This is a genomic window from Pseudoalteromonas luteoviolacea CPMOR-1, assembly GCF_001625685.1.
Classification (GTDB): domain Bacteria; phylum Pseudomonadota; class Gammaproteobacteria; order Enterobacterales; family Alteromonadaceae; genus Pseudoalteromonas; species Pseudoalteromonas luteoviolacea_K.
In genome coordinates this window covers 34452-52435 of record NZ_AUYC01000021.1, presented here as the reverse complement: position 1 = coordinate 52435, position 17984 = coordinate 34452, and the positions used below count along the sequence as shown (strand labels likewise).

At 42.7% G+C, this 17984-nt stretch carries 7 protein-coding genes; all 7 read right to left on the bottom strand.

From position 1 onward, the window contains the following. Positions 1 to 131: 131 nt before the first annotated feature. Positions 132 to 1340, bottom strand: coding sequence for a DUF642 domain-containing protein (locus N473_RS08475; protein WP_063367534.1), 1209 nt, complete (start codon positions 1338 to 1340; stop codon positions 132 to 134). Positions 1341 to 1515: 175 nt separating this feature from the next. Continuing rightward, positions 1516 to 5616, bottom strand: coding sequence for a hypothetical protein (locus N473_RS08470; RefSeq protein WP_063367533.1), 4101 nt, complete (start codon positions 5614 to 5616; stop codon positions 1516 to 1518). Then, the gene (locus N473_RS08465; protein WP_063367532.1) at positions 5606 to 9892 is read right to left on the bottom strand and encodes a hypothetical protein; all 4287 of its coding nucleotides are present in this window, start codon (positions 9890 to 9892) and stop codon (positions 5606 to 5608) included. The genes N473_RS08470 and N473_RS08465 overlap by 11 nt, the downstream gene beginning before the upstream one ends. Beyond that, a complete protein-coding gene (locus N473_RS08460) occupies positions 9871 to 10635 on the bottom strand; it encodes a hypothetical protein (protein ID WP_063367531.1) in 765 nt (254 codons plus the stop codon). The genes N473_RS08465 and N473_RS08460 overlap by 22 nt, the downstream gene beginning before the upstream one ends. Further along, the gene (locus N473_RS08455; protein WP_063367530.1) at positions 10622 to 12913 is read right to left on the bottom strand and encodes a hypothetical protein; all 2292 of its coding nucleotides are present in this window, start codon (positions 12911 to 12913) and stop codon (positions 10622 to 10624) included. Before N473_RS08455 ends, N473_RS08460 begins: the two co-directional genes overlap by 14 nt. Further along, positions 12900 to 16013, bottom strand: a complete 3114-nt coding sequence (locus tag N473_RS08450) for a poly-gamma-glutamate biosynthesis protein PgsC/CapC (protein WP_063367529.1) — start codon at positions 16011 to 16013, stop codon at positions 12900 to 12902. The genes N473_RS08455 and N473_RS08450 overlap by 14 nt, the downstream gene beginning before the upstream one ends. Further along, a complete protein-coding gene (locus N473_RS08445) occupies positions 16013 to 17983 on the bottom strand; it encodes a hypothetical protein (RefSeq protein WP_063367528.1) in 1971 nt (656 codons plus the stop codon). Before N473_RS08445 ends, N473_RS08450 begins: the two co-directional genes overlap by 1 nt. Position 17984: the final 1 nt, after the last annotated feature.

Sequence of the window (17984 nt, the reverse complement as noted above, 5' to 3'; positions counted from 1 at the left end):
ACTAACTATGCAAGAAAAACGCGTCAGTATACCCAGCACATAGGCGATGGGGAAGCCTTACCAGCTAGGTTTAGATGCTTTGTGGTATAAAAAAACCAGCCAAGGGGCTGGTTTTTCCAGAATAATAATTATTAACGACAGTAATTATCGACAAAAGTGAGATCGTTGATATGTGCTGGACCTTCCATAATTTCAGTCGCCACTGCGGTATTTGGGTTAAGCGAGTAAATTTTTGCGTTCTGTCCGCTTTGTCGGCCTGATACATATAAAGTGCCCGTATCGGAAATCGCTAGGCCAGATGCCCAGTTTACGCCATGTTCGCCAATTTTAGTGAGGCTCATATCTGCTGTATCTAAGGTATAAAGTGCTTTACCTGTTAATACGTATAACGTGTTGTTATCCGCTGAGTATGCAATATCACCATGGCTAAAGTCATCGCCTGAATATTTCAGTTTACCTAATACCGTTTTTTCACCTGTCTGTAGATTATAGTCATACATGTAGGTCTTACTTGTAGCGCGTAGATGAATACCATCGTCGCTGACGGCTGAACGGTAGATAGGCCAGGAAGTTGCATTGGCAACTGCCGTCTCTACATTGCCATCTAAATCAAGTGACCATAGTGTAGATGCTTTGGTTTGCTTGTCATTCTGTTCCATGAAATAAAGCACACCGTCTTTGCTCGCGATATTAGATGCCGTATGAGAAACGCCAGCAACTTTACTGTAGGTCATTGTATCTAAATTGATGTTAAAGATATAACCTTCGCCGGCGTTGCCATAATTGTTGATACCAAACAAGCCGGTCACGCAATCCGCAGTGACAGACACATTATCTAGTAAAGCACCGTATGAATCTGACGTGCCACTGCCTGTAAATGCAAGCGTGCTTTGTGCGCTATTGGCTGTCACAGTAACGGTAACATGTTGCCAGCCTCGGTTAGTGCCATTTAGATTGGCGATAACTTGTCCATCCCAAGTTACCGCTGCTTGATTGGTTTGGTTGTTGTTTCTTACTCGAGGTGAGTAATAAAAGCTGACCACATAACGCTTACCGGCTTCGGTCGCAATGTTTTGGTACGCAGTGTAATTACTGGTTGAGTCTAACTCGAGATACTGAGTGCCATCTTGTGGTGCGATTAAACCTAATCTATCAGTTTGAATTTCAAAACGAGCGCCTGTGCGCTCCCAGCCAGAAAGGTTGTCGAAGAGTTTCCATGTCCCTGAAATATTTCCTGATTGTTCAAATGAACCATTGGCAATTAAATTATTGTCCGCCAGAACACTCTGGCTTGCTGTCAATGCAGTCACTAATAATACAGATGACGTGGATAACTTCATATAATACTCCCAACTTGATTACGCAACATCCATTTGTTAGTAAATTGTTAAAATAAATTGTCTTTGACTAATCTTATTTTCCTAGTTTTAAGTGTTCGGGTCAATTAAAATACAAAAAATGACTGGAATTTATTATTCCTTTAATTTGAATTTAGATTAATTTAATTAAAAAGTATTAGTTTTTTTGATTGAAACGCTTCTTTCGTTTCTGTTGTAGGGCCAGCCAACCCGGTTTCTGGCTTCGATTTAATGCTGCCAAGACTGCAATGGCCTTCTCAAGCGTGATCCGCTGTGAAGCAATGTCTTTATAAACCTGTTGTGCCGTTTTTTTGCGCTTAACAGCTGCGCCTGCATCCAAAAATGATTCGACGACTTGTAGTACAAACCGAGTTACACGGTTCTGCTTTACGTCTTTCGTCTCCTCATTTGATTTAGAATCTTTGCTTTGCAGGCGTTCTTTTAAATGCGCTATTTCAGCTTGGCTAAACTCATTTTGGGCGTGGGGTAATTTGCTTAACTTACTAAGAAAGTCATTGAAGTAGTCGTGTTCGATTACACCAATTCGAGAAGTTTGGGCGAGTTTAAGTAGGCCTTGTCTAAATTGCGCTTGACTAATGTGAGGGGTCAGCAAGTGATCACACGTTTGATGTAGATGGTGCCACTTTTGCCATGCATATACATAATTTAGTCCTGCGCCTTTTATATTTTGCATGCCAATAATGAGTTGATGTTGTCCATCCAGTCCGAGTTTTGCGATCTTTTGTGTGAGTTCATCAGCGCTGATATACGGGTTTTCAATCAGTCGAGTGCGTGTCGAAAGTAGTGAGTTTAGGTGTTCGGAGATCTCTCTTTGGTGTTTTTTTAGTTCTTCTGTCGAGATGATTCTATTGGCAATATGCCAGCTTTCAACTAAGTGATTTAAGTAACGACGTTGTCGCCCACAGCTGACATGCTGCTCAAAAAAGGCAGCCATGTGTTCTGTGTTGTGCAGGGTTTGACAATCCAAACCTGTGTCAGGTAGCAATGCGTTTAGTTTATCGCAGAGCATTTGATCTGAGACTAAGCACTTAAACTGTTCGAGTAATTTTGCAAGGTCTTCTCGATCATTATTGTCAATGATACGCGTTATACGTGCTTGCAAAGCTTGTTTAAAGTATGCGAGGAAGCCGTCAACATTTGTACCAATCACCACAATGTAATCGAACGTTAAATCCTCGATCAGTATTTGAGCAAAAACTTTGGTACGTGCAATTCTGTCGTTACGATTATTAATAAGGGCGATAGTTTGCACTTTAGGCTGCTGGCTTTGACCAAATAAGTTGAGGCGTCTCCAATTTTCTATCGTAGCGAGTCGTTCATTCGCAGACATACTGTTGACAAAAGATTGTGTCACAGCACCGATTGGCGCCTGTTCAAAATGTTGTAAAACACCTATATCAGGTACAATGCGTTCGGCTGTTTCTTTAAAAACATAATCTTTGTTAATCCCTATGTATTGCGCCATTTTGCACACCAGTGCGATATTATCAGGGTGCTCTTCATAGGGATAGAGGGCTCTAATATCGTCCGTAATTTGGAAACCTTCACCCCAGTGAACTTGAATGAGCGTCGAGTCTTTTTGCTCTGCTGATTTATTGAGTACAGGGTACATACTCTGTTCGGCAGTAAATACTTGGGTGTTTGAGCCGATAAATGAGGACATCTCAGTGGCCACGTCTAACCCCGTTGGGCCTAATATATCTTCATGATCAGGGTAGGCGTTGGTGATTGTCGCGAAGTTGTCATTCATCCAGCGGCGCAAGATTCTTACATAGCGAGGGGTTAGCCCCATACACTCCCATAGAAATACATCTGCTTTGACCGCTTTGGCAAATGCCAATACATCGCTTTGTTCCCAAATACTGGCTTTATCGAAAGGTCGAAATAACGGTAGTTCATGCTGATCGCCATTACTGGTGGTGTAGATCATCATGGCTTCACATCCCGTTGTCTTGGTGATGACCTTTAATGCAATGCTGCTAAATAGGGCGGACTTTAAGCGCTCTGTACCAGACTTTCCGCGTGTTCCCCAGCCACCAATTGAGATAGGAATATGTTTACGATTTCGCTGTATAGCTTGACTAATTTTAATATGTCGAGACCAAAAATAGGCCATAAATGTACAGACAAAAAATACCAATTGGCCGATACTATTTTGGTATATTGAGTACAAGTACTCTTTGAAGCCAAGGCCTATATTAATGAGTGCTGTGGTGATAGACGCGCGTGAAAAGAGCTGCCTAATACCAGACTCAACGGGGAATTGTGCTTTAAGTGTCGAACCATATCCGATAAATTCAATTTGAAACCCAAGCTTTCTGATTGCGTCAAGATAATTTTGTTGCTCCAGTTCCCCACCTTTTCTTAGCCTATCCAATGCCGCAAATTTTAAGGAAATATGCCAGTAGGCGCGAATACGCTGAATGAGTTTTGGTGGGCGTGTAATGACTAAAATGCCATCTGGTGTGTAGCTTTTTGCCTGCTTAGGCAGGTGGTCTTGACTCAAGATAGAAAGTAAATAGTCAGGCAGTGGTAAGTAAGGCCTTGCGCTGTGCTCTTTTAAATTGAACAACGCCTCTCCGGGGACATTGGTTTCACTGATCTCTGCTGTTGAGCAACTTGGCACATGCAGCTCTGCGGACGGTTTTTTGGCTTTGGTATGGCTATAACTTTGGCGTTTATCAGTGCTGGGAGTGAAAAACTCATGCCAAAATCGCCAAAATCTTCGGCCCTTTAATGTACCATTGTGGATCTGCCATTGCCCATCTTGCTGATAGCCATTAAAGCCAAGCTCTGACTGGGCAATATAGCTGAGTGCTCTGCCTAAGTCTTGATGATCCACATTACCCGGTACGGTAATGGTGTTTTCGAGTGCGATTTGGTCTTCAATATTAACGATAAGCTCTTGTATATAAAAGCTATTTAGTTGCTCTCGTGTTCGAGATATAAAACGTTTTACCGCAATATTGGGTTCTTGCTCAAGCTGGAGGTTAAGAATGTCAATAAATTGCTCAAAGACCGAATCTGGGTTGTCGGTGTCAAGTTGCATATTGAGCATGAGTCTTGCGCTTTGTTCTAATGTAATGCGCTTTATTTCGAAGCTTTCCTCACTTTGCAAACAAAGCTTCCAGTGTTTAAATGCAAATCCATTTTCGCTAAACCTTGCCGCGGTCAGTTGTTTAACAAGTGTAAAGCGAATGGCGTTTGCAGTTTCATCACGAAATCGGCTTTCCAACAATTTAAGGGCAAAGTTATCCTCATAATTAGGAATGCATTCAATTGTTGCTTGCCTGACCCGTTGATATGGGTGAGCACTGAGCTGTTGAAGCAGTTTAACATCTGAATCAGTTAAAGTACGTTGCTGCACAAGTACTTTGGGCATCGCGACTAAAATAAAAAGTTGGTCATTATTTTTAGGTTTATCAGCAAAGTCATTGACCGATTCAGCAACTTTTGCCCACATAAAGCTGCGAATAAATGTCGGCCTTTGATGGATCAGTATTTCTAAAATATCAATGATAGCAAGGTAGGGTGTGTTGTCAGCTTCGAGGAGTTCAATGAGCTGGGCGACCAGCTCAGCATCTAGTTCAGGATCTGCACTAAATTCATGGATCAAAGAGACTTGATTGACGAGTGCACGGATCATACCGTGACGAATATGCAGGCTATTACTGTGAGCGAGTAAATGAATAAAGAATGGCTGCAAGTCGAGTTTTTGCCAGGCGGTATTTAAATCATCTTTACTGGATCGCAGGTAGCGGTTGGTAAGCGCCCCTAATTTGGCAATTAAGAATTTTAAGTCTTGCTCAATTTCGGACACTTTTGATTGGTATCGAGCTATCACAGCCCCTTCGTCGAACCAACGTGCGAACGCCAATTTGTCTTTTTGCAAATCAAGCCGCGAGGCGCCAAGCTGTTCTGCATATTTTAAAATATGTAATTCTCTTTCTGCTTTCAATTCTGCTTTATTCAATCTCTCTATAAAGCTTTTATAATCAGCATCAATGGCTTGCAAGTTACCGTGATAACTCTCGATTTTATGTCGTAAAAAAGCGATGGTTTGTAGCAACTGCCAGTACGAAGTCTGTTCTTGCTCTGGTTTATTCCTTACTAACTCCCAGTTAGCTAATTCGTCTACGAGTTTTTGATATTTATGCTGATAAAGGTTGAGCCAAAATTGCTCTGTGTCGGCAAACAATAGGTCTTGTAGTTGTCGTTTTAATGTTTTATCTGCCATTGATGTCTTGCTCTAAGAAATGGGTCAATTGTAGAGATTCAAAAATAATTTCGTCATGAGCAAATGGGGCAAAGCCGGTATTTTGCAAGTTGCCTAAAGTGACCTCGAAGCGCACGTTATGGTTGTTTCTAAACCAATCTTGGGTCCAGTTTAAGCTGATCCAACCTGCCGTATGCTCGCTAAAATCAAACAAGGTTTGCCAGCTGATCGACGTTAAATACTGCCAAGTTGCATTTGGGCGATTTTGATCGGCAAATACATAACTACTGCTCAGTCCTAGCGTAAAAATATGCCCTTCATAGTATTGTTGCCAATTACCACTCAAAGTTGCAGTGTCAAGGCTCGTCCAATCCTCGTTAGAAGTCGTGCTGATTTGGGCACTAAACTGACTATCCACCCAAGGTTGATAACGGATACGATAACCGCTTCGCCAGCCATGCATATGGTTGGCACGATAAAAGTTATACATATCTTGGCTGATGAAAGGATCATCTAAATATTCTTGTTTCTCTATGCTGGTGTAGTAATAGTAGGGTTGCCACCACCATTGATGTCTAACAGAGACGTCATCGCGCCAAATTTGTCCGATGGTCGCGTCGATATGACTAGTTAAGTGGCTTTCTTGAGCAAGCTCAGCCTCTTGCCATCGGTTATAGATACCGATTTCACCATACCAAGGTGTATCATGGTCCAACCAATTGTATATGCCGTTTATTGCTAAAGACTCATAACGTAAATTATTGACTCTATAGGCACCCTCTAGCCGGTACCAGTGTTGTCGGTATCGATTTCTAAGCCGGATCCCAAAATCAAGTCGATGGGCTGTATCAATGGGATCATTCGTTTGAAAAATCCCATCTCTGTCATAGCCCATAAATCCTTCAATATGCGTCCAATTACCATTGGCGTTGATCAGCGGCTCATTAAAGTGCTTTGCAAGGCGCTCAAACTTTAACTTTGCTCTGTTTAATTGCAGAGGCGCTACAGGGGGAGCAACCGTCAGCTTTTGACGATTCATATTGAGTCGCCAAGTAAAGAGTCTAGCAAGGCGCGCATAGTCCCTTGGAATTTCGATGTTACCAGCTGGATAAAACCCTATCTCTTCTTGGCGTAGCTTGTTTTTAAAGCGTTCTATTTTAACCAAGGCGTCTTTATCTAGCTGCGCTAAGATTGGCTGTGATTGAGTCGTGTAATAGAATAATTGACGCTGGTCCAGCTCCATACTCTGCCAGGTTCGGCCATTTTTAACCTGTACTTCAACTTGGAGAATTTGCGATAAGTAAGGGTTTAACCAACGGACATTCACAATGCCGTTACCTAACTCATTCTGTGTTAAACCAAAAGGACTCTGCTGATCCGTGATAGGCCAAGCGACCTCGTCATTCCCTGTGTCAATGGCGACCAAAGTTGCAGCATTTGATACTAGTTCTGCATCAGAGAAGTGAAATATCAGCCGGATTTGCATTGTCTTTAGCTCATTTAAATCTAAAGACAACGTATGATATGGACGGATCGTGATCCCTTTGACATCGTCCCTTTTTGCAGTGTGTCGGCTGATCTGCTCTGCAATACTACGTGTCTCAATTGGCGAGAGGTCAATAAGTTGAGTACCTGCGTAATTCAGGTACTTTCTCAGTGGTACCCAATGGCCAAAGCTTTGTACACGGTCGTGCAGTTTCGACAGTGACGCGGGCACGTCTAATCCATTAAGCTTGGAGAATAACGCGGTGAATTCATGTTCAGCGAGCGTGCTGTTTTCAAGTCTATACAAGCTATTATTGAGTAATTTTGTGAATGCAGCAGTATTGTGTGTATTGGTGGTATGTAAGAGCTCCAAAAATGGCGTACCAAGCGCAAACTCACTCATTTGTTGTGTGGAGTAAGGGTTAAAGTGGTGCTCATCAAATATTTGAATTTGTGCAAATGTGGTTTGTTTACTGCTCAATGTCAGCGTCTCTCCCGCGCGCAATGAGATCATACTGTTAGACGCCACAGATAAAGGCGCTTCAATTGGTGTCACGACTGAAGTGGTCGATAATATATCGCTATAAATTGGCATAAAATAAAGGTGGTTGCCTTTGTCAAGGTGTAACCAAGTGAGACTACTTTCACCGGACTGCATACCCAAACTACGAGCACTGACTTGGATATTAATATCTGAATGGGCGGTGATAGATAGGGGCTGTGCACCGACTTGATAAGCTTTATAAGCAGCGGTTTCTGCGATTAATTGGGCTTGTTCGCGATGGACAATATCATATCTAGGTAGTATATCTGGTGACTGCCCGCCATAGCTCGTGTAGCCTAAACGGTCATAGAGAGTATTTGAGACATGCTGTTTATCATGATCAAGCCACAGTGTTTCAAGTAATTTGCCTTGGGATAGTAAAGTACTGCTCAGTAGCTCGGCGCACCCTTTGAGCTGTTGCTTAAGAGCGCATAAACCCTGAATATTAAAGACTTGATTAGTTTGCTGATAACGGCTTAGCAGACCTTCTGCGGCAAAGTGGCTTAGTGCAGGGTTTGGGCTTAGCAGGAGTGCACCAAGGTATCGTAGTACAGCATTGTCTCGGTCTAGTTGTGAAAGTAAGGCTAAACGCAATTGCCAAGCGCGCAGTTGCACATCAGAAAAAGGGCTACTCAATAATGCCTTGAGTTTAGGGAGTGCTTTGGTAGGCGCATGTTTTGCGAGGTATTCAACCTCACCAAGTTGGTACATCCAATGACTTTTTTTGTGTGTCGTCAAAGGAGAATTGTTTGAGCCTGTTTCTAGTTTGAAGTTGGACAAGCTATTGATGTAGCTTTTTACCTTGTCGGATTGTATTCGCGATAAAAGTGCTGAAATTGTTGGGCTTTTCTGTGTGAGTTTACCAGGCTGTGCATAGAGTAGTTCGTTATTGGGTAACGGCAATAACGTGCGAATTTGTAGGGCGATTTCTATTTTTGCATCACTGGCTGAAAAAACACGAATATGATCTGTATCCATAGCGATATCCAAGCTTATGGGGGCAAACCCGTGCCTTGGGGTAACCGCTATTTTATGGCGAACAGCGTTAATATCGAGCACAAGTTCAGCGGGTCGATTAGTTCTGATGTACAACTGCGCATTATTTGTTACCCGTTGCTCTTGACTCAAATCAAAAGTGAGTGACTTGGTTAGGCGGTTATACTGCAACATACTGTTTGTCTGGCTTTGGAATAATTGCTGTTTTGCGGTGCGCGCACTCTGATAAATCGAAACCAGTCTTTTCTGTGTTGTCAGTGGTTTCGAGCCATTGCTAAGTGGGGTTAAAAATGTCCCCGTTGAAATTGTGCTAATAAAGTCTTGGTGGCGCCTTAGTTCAAGGGTGCTGGCTTTTTCAGGTCGAAATTGTGTGAGTTGGTTGATATCATCGTCAAAATAAATTGCATGCAAAGCATTATCTAAATTATTGACCCAATAAGGGTTTAATAGTTTTTCTTGGTGCTTTATGGCAGCGTTTTGATCATAGATAGCACGGTGCATTTGCTCAAGTTTAACCCAAGTTTGAGTGTGACTTGTTAAAGTTAAATAACTATCTGCGGGGACGGCGAGATAATCGACATTACCTACACCGAGTTTGTGTTGGGTGTATTCTTGTGCTTGAGCTTCTGACACGTTGACTATGCTAACCGGTATATCATTCACTAACGCGACGACTCGGCCCCCTTTTTGTAAATCATATAAATCACGATGCACGGTAAGCTTTAATTTTTTAGCCTGTTTGAAATACACCTTGACACTTTGCTGGTTGTGCAAAGGATAGAGAGTGGTGTGCTCTTGTGCAATCGCGACGGTTTTGCCAGGTATAGGGAGTTCAACGGCACGGCGAAACGGGTCTCTATGGGTATGCTGATAGCCTCTCCAAATTTCAAACTTTCCATCTTGCTGGTGGTTGATGACTTTGAAGATGCGTGATCGATTAGAGGCACTGATCTGACACATACTCTGTTGGCATAGCCATTGTTGCTTAGAAACTTGCATTAACGCATTGACGGTTTGCCCCTGCCAAAATGACAGCGACTCAAGGGTGTCATTGGATGTTGAAAGCCATTGACCGGCAGGTAAAAATAAATATTTAGCTTGTTGGTGAGTAAGACTAATATCAGCTGCACTGCGCTCAAGTTCTAACGTCTCTATGTCATACCATTGCACATCGGCTTGCAAGTTGGCGTCTTGTGCAAGGCTGCCGGCACTGAATAAACTGAATAAACTGAATAAACTGAATATCGCAATCAACGTGAGTATGAGAGGCATAAATTAAATTGCTCCATACTGGTTGGTTGAGAGATAAGCTTTTTGCGCATCGGTTTACTGATTTCTATATGAATAAACCGGTGGGGGGCCAGTCCTACTTTATGAAGTACATTTTTTGTACCGCCAAGTTCGAAAATGTCTTTCTGATAAATAAATGTATTACTGCTTAAACCCATTAAACAGCGCTGCAATTTCGCCAGCTTGGCATTATAACTTTTACCTTGGCTGAGAATAAAATCTGCTTTTCTCCCTTCAGGTGACTTGCGCTTTTTTTGATTAAACCCATGTAGTTGAAAAATCGAAGCATTGGGGTGGGCATAGTGAAATGCCTTAACAGCTGCCACATGTATCCCTTGCTTGCGTTTAGAGTAGTCCATCGGTAAATCATCAGGGCTTTGACTATGCCTGTGGTGGGTATTGTATACCATCATACTGCATGAGCTCTCAAACAATGCCTGCCCGATCTTGAGTGTATATTTGTCATGAAATTGATGTGGAACAGAGACAAAGCATGTGGGGGCTGCCACACGGTACGTTAGCGCGCCGCCTCCATGTATAGCAGAGGCGGCAATTAATCTATGTATGGGGCTTCGTACAGTCCCTTGTTGTTGGTAGTTCCAAGGCGCAATGGCCTGAGGCTGTGCTACCCAGCTACGTATCTGCTGCCATTGTAATTGTGTCTGTGCAAAGCTGCTAAAGCTCGCAATACCAATGAGCGCCGAGATAATGTTATGTATTTTCATTTTGCCACCATAATGGAGTAAGTGGTTGCGCGCTATGTTCTTCTAAAATACTTATCCACATGTCATCTTCAGCTGAGATCGCAAATTTTTCAAGTGTTTGCATGTCTGTCCCTATTTTTATTGTAATAGAGGGGTAGCTGACAATGTCGGTTGATTGCGGATGTAACATAAATGCAGGGTTTTGTGACGGCATCAACGCATATCGTTTTGCCGCTACTGTGTATTCATTAGTGATACCAGCTTGATACTGCCCTGTCAGATGCGTATTGATGATGAGCGGGATTTGCTCACTTTTCGCAGCTGGATAAACAAAAGGTTTAATCACAATTGAGAGAGGCTTATGTTTGTCTCGATAATTCATAGATAGCACATCACCACGACTTACCTTGTATAATCTTGTCTTAATAAAGTGGCGGTTATTACCTTGGTTTATAAATAAGGTGTCTGCCATTTTTGCGCTAGCAATTATTTTGTCATCGATGACATTATTTGCCGCGTTAAACTCTATGTATTGCGGTAAATCTTGCATTAAGGCGATGACACTAGGAGGTTTAAGTGTAGAGTGCTCAGTCGGGTTTATTGAATGGATATTATCAATCTGTCGAAAGTGCACAGGAGTCGGTTCACTGAGTGGCTCAAAATAGTTAGCTGGGCTATAAACAAGTGCAGTGTTGGAAATGGGGTGTTGCTCAAACAATGACTCTGATGCGTAGTCTGTTTCTTTAATGACAGGTAATGGCGGCGCTTCAAACAAACGTACCTTAAGAATTTGTTGTAACTCAGTAAAGATAAATTCATTGGTGGCTTTTTGCGCGAACCATGCGCCAATTTCCACAAAGTCAGTTAAAGGGTTGTCACATAACTGTTCACAGACGACATTTTGGTAGTGGAAATCACGGCGTCTACTTTGTAACTTAACTGCGATGCTGCTCTGGCTTGAGATACTGAGTTTAGTTGCACTTTGAGGAAGCCTGAGATAATACTTTTCACTTTCATTGACAGTCTGACGCAGTGTTTCAGGCGTAATTAACCGATCAAATTGCGAAATACGAGACTCTAAGTTGATTTTATGACGGGCGAAAGCCTGGTTTTGTGCATCGTATAAAGTGACTAATGCGTGTGAATCTTCGGTATCTAGGTCTCTGAGGTCTAAAACTACGTCACTGCCGCCTGCCACTGTGTACATGGCAGGCGTATCTGTTGTTAGAACATAATAGTAGCTATGCAACGCCGCAATCGGTTGATCTAATTGAAACCACTGCGTAAGTGCCGGCAGGCTTGATTGAACGGTTAATAACCCTGGACGGACTTGCTCTATCTTATATAAATTGTCACCTAGACTGACGGCTTGAAGTTCAGAGGGGGCATGTTGCTGATTTAGGTCATGCCATGTAAGGCGTAATGTGCTCAGTGGTACATTGGCTGAAAAATGCAGTGGTTCAGTACTTTTAACTCTGAACGTTGCTGTTAAATTTGGTGCGCTATAAAAACTATCCAGATCCCATTGTTGCGCTGAGAAGTCATAGGTAATGACGTTATAAGGCAGGGTTTCGTATAATATGTCACTGACAAAATCAATATTAGGGATCCCCTGAGGTGCTAGCTTCTGCCAATCATAGCGAACGGCATTGGTGAGTTCCCAAGCGGTGAGGGCATTACCACCAAGTGTGTGGTAATTCAGCATTCTTTCTCGCCAATCAAGCGGCAACTTTAGCCAAATTTGTTGACTATCATCGGTATCAGTGGGGGTTTGTGCATGGAGCCGAACAACAACGCCTCTGAGCGTGTCCTCTTCAGGAATTAGCTTTAATTTAATTTGACTCGCAGTGGGGTAGCGAGAAACATCAATATAAAATGATTGCCCTGAGGCAACTGACAGAGCTTTCCTGTCTTCTATGATTTGCTTTACTTGTTGTTCTTGTGCGGCAAGTACAAGCTTAGATGCATGGTGGTAAGTGTGCTTATCTAACAGCGTTCCTTGAGTATCAAGCAGTTGGTACTCAATTGCATAATTAACCGGTTCATCAAATGCTTGTTGTCCTTCAAAGATGGCATTTGATAGCAATCTAACTGAGCGGGTTCTGGATGATGAAAAGTTAAATGCAATATATTTGTCGTTTGGTAACCAATGTACCACTGAACGCGTCTCTTCTTCGCTGCGCTCCTCTAATTGCTCTGCAGAGACAAGCCATAACGCCCCTTTAAAACTGATCCAAAGGATCACTAGAAGTAGTATCGTGGTGGCCGCTAGGCGGAGTAATTTCTTAATCCAATACATGTATTGGCCCCCCTGTAGCGTAATTGAAGTCCTTTATCGTCAATACTTTGTTGCTAGTGGGTGTATAAATCGCAAGTAATTTGTCGTGCAGCTTAATCGTGAGTGCCAATTGCTGTGACTGCTCAATTCGCACCGCTTGCAATCGACACTCAGGATACTTTTGACAAAATTCTGACAGTAGAGGTAAATGTTGGTCTTGTGAGTACTGTTCAGCAAGCTGCAAAATGGTGTGTACAGAAGGGGGACTATGTAATAACCAATCATTTGGGCTTAATACCAATGTATTTAAAGGTTTGACTTCTGGCCGCTCTGATACCGCGAGTAACCGTTGCAATAGGGCCTGCTCAGAAATTGCAAAATGCTGTTTGAAATCAGAGGCAAGCCATAATGTTGCCAGTTCACTGATCGGGCTAAACAATCGATAGCCTGATTGTGGCGAAGTGCCTATCTCTAGCCCTCGGGTCTGTACTTGCCCACCTACAACTTGGGTGTTCACACCTAGGTCATTTAATGTTTTTTGTAGCGCGTTTAATGTATTCGTGTGCTGTGTATCTGGGTGAGTAAACTGAAAAGCGATGGCACTGGGCCTAATATACGAAGGTGCACTGTGGCTGCGTACTTGAAGGCTCAGAAGAGGTTGTTCAGCGAAATATCGCAATGTACTTTGGTGCATCACGTTAAATAGACTTCTCACATTGCCTGGGGCCATTACATTGGCTTGTTCATTTGCATATGGATGTGCCCCTGCGATTAGCAGGGCTTTAGCCTCAGTGCTTGCAAAAAGCCGACCTGAGAATTTCAGCGTGTTACTTTCAAATAACGGTCGCGGAACTTGAATATTAAGCATCGCACTTGGGTGGAGGTTTATGACGTATAGACCTTGTCCCTGCTGTAGGCTTTGCTGGTTGTTTAGAGGTGCCAATATAATATACTGTGCCTGATCGTTATCAATGATTTGCAATTGATAGCCCATCATATTGGCAATGTGGTTTATTCGTGCCAAACGATTAAGCTCGTCTTGGTCAAACGCGCGATCGGTTTGCTGAGCTACCAGCTTGTAGAGCGGACCGAGAATTTCAAATTCCCACAGAGCTGCTTCATTATTAGTGAGCTCTTGATAATGGTTGCTGCCTTTTGCACTGATGTAGGGCGCAAAGCTATCGATGATTTCTTCAAGGTTAGCGTCGGTAAATGTGGCGGCGACATCATTTCCACTATTTGCGCTCAACACCACCTCTGATAGTAAGTTGGAATAACTGGCACCATCAATATACGCCTCAACCATTCTCCCGCCAAAGTCGGGGGTTGGAAGGCTACTGGCGTGTAACATACCAAATTGACCTCGCTCAAACCCCATTAAGTTCGTTAGTTGTCGTTGAGAAAGTGAGGTAGGTAGTTGATTAAAAATCCAGAATTGGCTATTCACGCCGAACGGGCTCAATTGCAGATGAACACGTGTATATTGATTGACTGAGCGTATTTGCAATACCTCTAATTCTTCAAAGACAGAGAAAAATGCACTGTAATAGGGACTTTGTTGTGATACTTGCTGTGTTGCAATAGACGGGGTGAACTGTGTTCCAAGTACGAGAGCATTGCTACCAAGCAGTTCAAATAAGAGCCCCGCTGCATCGCTCGCGACACGTTCACTGGAAGGAAAAGGGACACTGATTATATGAGATTTATCGGACTGCTTGGTTAATGCGAAAAAGCCTCTTACATTACTCGTATCTGTATCTTTGATATATAAGTACTGTTCGTCTTCAGATAGTGAAAACTGTGCCTGAGCTAAAAGGCGTCTTGCTAAGAGAATATTTTCTGGATCTTTTCGATCTCTATTGAGTACGCGAATCGCACTAACAAAATGTTGGATGGATTGCGCTTGCTGATACTGGCTAATTGATACAGGCTCAGTTTGTTGAGTATAAAGATAACTTTTATACGCGCTGATCTGCTGGCTTAAAGCAATTTCAGTATTGTCATTTGAACCAACTTGAGCAGGCTGTGTGGCAAAGATTGCAGGAATAAACATGATTAAAAAGCCGGTGGTGATTGCAATGAGCCCACCGACGATAGATGTTTGAAAAGTCGCACGTATTACTAATCCTAAGGCATTTTTTTGGTATATTTTTAACGCTAACAAGGTAGATAACATGTAGCCGAAAGCAAATGTATCTGTGACTTTCAAGGTAGGGTAATAATGGACGACCACATAGTTCAAAACGATCTTGTATAAAAAACCGATATTGAAAAAGAACAGCAGTAATCTTGCGCCTTCAAAATTTGCATGGCGCAGCCGTGTGAAAGTTAATATTGAACCACCCAGTACGAGGATCACCGCGGTTTCAGCAAATGACGTAAGTAATTTGCTCGGTTGCATCAATTGCAAGGCCAAAAGGGCAGGTAGCATAATGCCATTAAATTCCCAGCCGTATTTAATATTGGCACGAGAAGCAATGAAGGCGGTGATCACTAAGATAATATAGGCTTTTGGCGCGGCGACTATTGAGGCCGCCACCGCTTCATACATGATTGCTAAATTAGCGATGCTGAAATTGGTAAATGGCATCAAGACAAAACGAACCAACAGATATGTCACAAAGAGTTGGATGAGCGTGACACGCATTCCGTATTTAAAGCCGCCATTCCACATAACGTTTGCGGTTAGGGCGATGATCACTAATCCTAAGCTGTATAGTTGGCTAGAGTAATCAAACGTGATGTCCCATTGTGCTAGGTACATCGCTACAAGTGGCCAAAACAGGGTATCCATCACAACCCGGACTAAAATACTGATCAGAATGATGGCAAAAAATCGGTCTCGGCCAAACATTTCACTGAAACCGAAACGCTCCATCATTGTTTTTGCACTAAATAGCATCACAGCATAAACGACGATTGCCTCTATGATGATCACGACAGCGGATACGGGCGTGACAATAAATAGGGGGACTAAATAACCAGGGACGACCAAGCCTGTGAGCGGAAATCCAAACCGAAGGTTCAGCATACAAACCACGGCAATACCTACCCAGACGGTGGTGATAACAGACTGACCTAAGCCACTGCCTGTGGGAAAGAGTTGCAGTACCCACTCCATTAAGTCTGCACCTTGATTTCGTTATCTTCTGGGTCTACAGGTTGCATCATTTCAAGCTGTTTTAATAAAAGAGCTGGGTCTTCTAATTGCTTAATCAGGTAAGAAATATCAATAAATTCAAACAGTATGCCACCGACTTCAAAAGGCTCTCCGATACTGCTGGTGGAGCGAGATGCACGCAACGAGCGAATACTCAAAATAAAAGTGGCTTGACCCAACTGGGCAGGCATGTAAAGTTCGCCTTGCTGTAAGGTGATATAGCGCAACTTTCCTTTGGCTTTTTCACTGTCTAAATGAGTAACACGTTCTAACAAGTCCAATGCGGTCATTTCAAACAATGACATCTCATTGTGTTTTGCTATCTCTTCGATTTTTTGATTAGTTTGTACCACCTGCCCAAATAGGTTAAACATGATCGCGGCAGTGTGGATTTGGTTAAACACGTGTTCAAGCGTTGACAGCTTCTGTTCCATATCACCGATGGAGGATTTTACTTGTTGGCTCAAAGGTTTCTGCAATGCGAGTGTGAGTACTTTTGTTAAAGCACTGGTGTTGGCTTTTTGCTGATTTTCAAATATTCGAAAATGAAACAATAGCTCACCGATTTGATTGGCAAATCGATTGACATTCTGAACGAAACGCTCTTCATCAAAATACTCGTTGGGCTCAACGGTCATAGCCCAAAACCCCCGAATATCACCTGCATACATCAAAGGAACGACATATTGGGCTTCGGCTTCTTTTAAATCATTGAAGAAAGGTCGTGTGATATGCAGTGCGCCAAAAGCTTTGATTGCATCCGAGTAAGGTGGACGCTCGTAGTCTCTTCGCATTTCGTGGATATCAGACAAACTGCAATTTATAGCTCGAATTTCATGGAGCCGGTGGTCACCTTCAGTGCGCGCGAGAAAAATAGACCTATTGAGCGCAAGTTGCTGGTTTACCAGTGTAATAATTGCATCCCAAGGACTGCTTTGTGCACTAAACGCTTGTGGTAAATACCGACCCATCATACGTTGTTGTACGTTACCTATGATGTCATTTAGCTCTATCTCTTCCACCCATTTTCGAGAAAAGAAAATCCATAGCAAAGAAACTAGGTTCGTAAAAATAATCTGTCCGGTTGGTAAAAAGTAGTCAAAAAAGCGCACACTGATGTAAGTAGAAAACACGGAAATCAGGATGACTGCACAGGCAATAAGTAAACCAGTATTAAAGCTTGAGCGTTGATAGGTGATGATTAAGATAGTTAAAATCAATAGTTGTAATGCCGCGGCATAAGAAATGGGCATCAGGGTGACTAGAGTTTGCTCCGCAAAGTTGTCTGCAATATATGCGTGGAGGTAGATAGGGTCTTTAAAAGAGTTTATTTTGGGGGCGCGTACAGGCAACGCAAAGGCTAGCTGGCGCTGCGAAACTAAAACCACTTTGTCTTGCAGTTGAGCTAAAAATACATCATCGGAGAGCAACCGTTGGGCGCTAAATTTAGTTAATGCTTGGGGGGCGAGTGAGAAATCGAGCAATTGGCCCTTTGCACTATATGTGGGGTCAAAAATATTTTGCCAAACATTTTTGCACGTTTGTGGTATATCTTTGATGACAATTTCATAGCCTAGCCAGGACTCTAATTTGGGTAAGCAATACCTTGGATCTGCGTAAGGAAAGTAAACGTTATCAAAGGAAAGCTGCTGACTGCCCGAAACATGACTGAATATGACAATTGCCTTAGCTTGTTGTGCCCTTAACTTTGAGATTATCTCCGATTGCTCCGCTACAAGGTTGTCGGATTCAATCACGACCACTTGTGTGCTCTGTCGATTAAGGTTTTGACTAAGCTCTAGATAAATAAGTGCATTCAGTTTGTCTAAGGTCCCGCTTAGCGTGACCAATAAAATGAGTGCGCACAGCAGCATCGTAGACCAAAAAGTCTTTTGTCGTTTGATAATAAAAAATTGCTGCTTTATCGACACG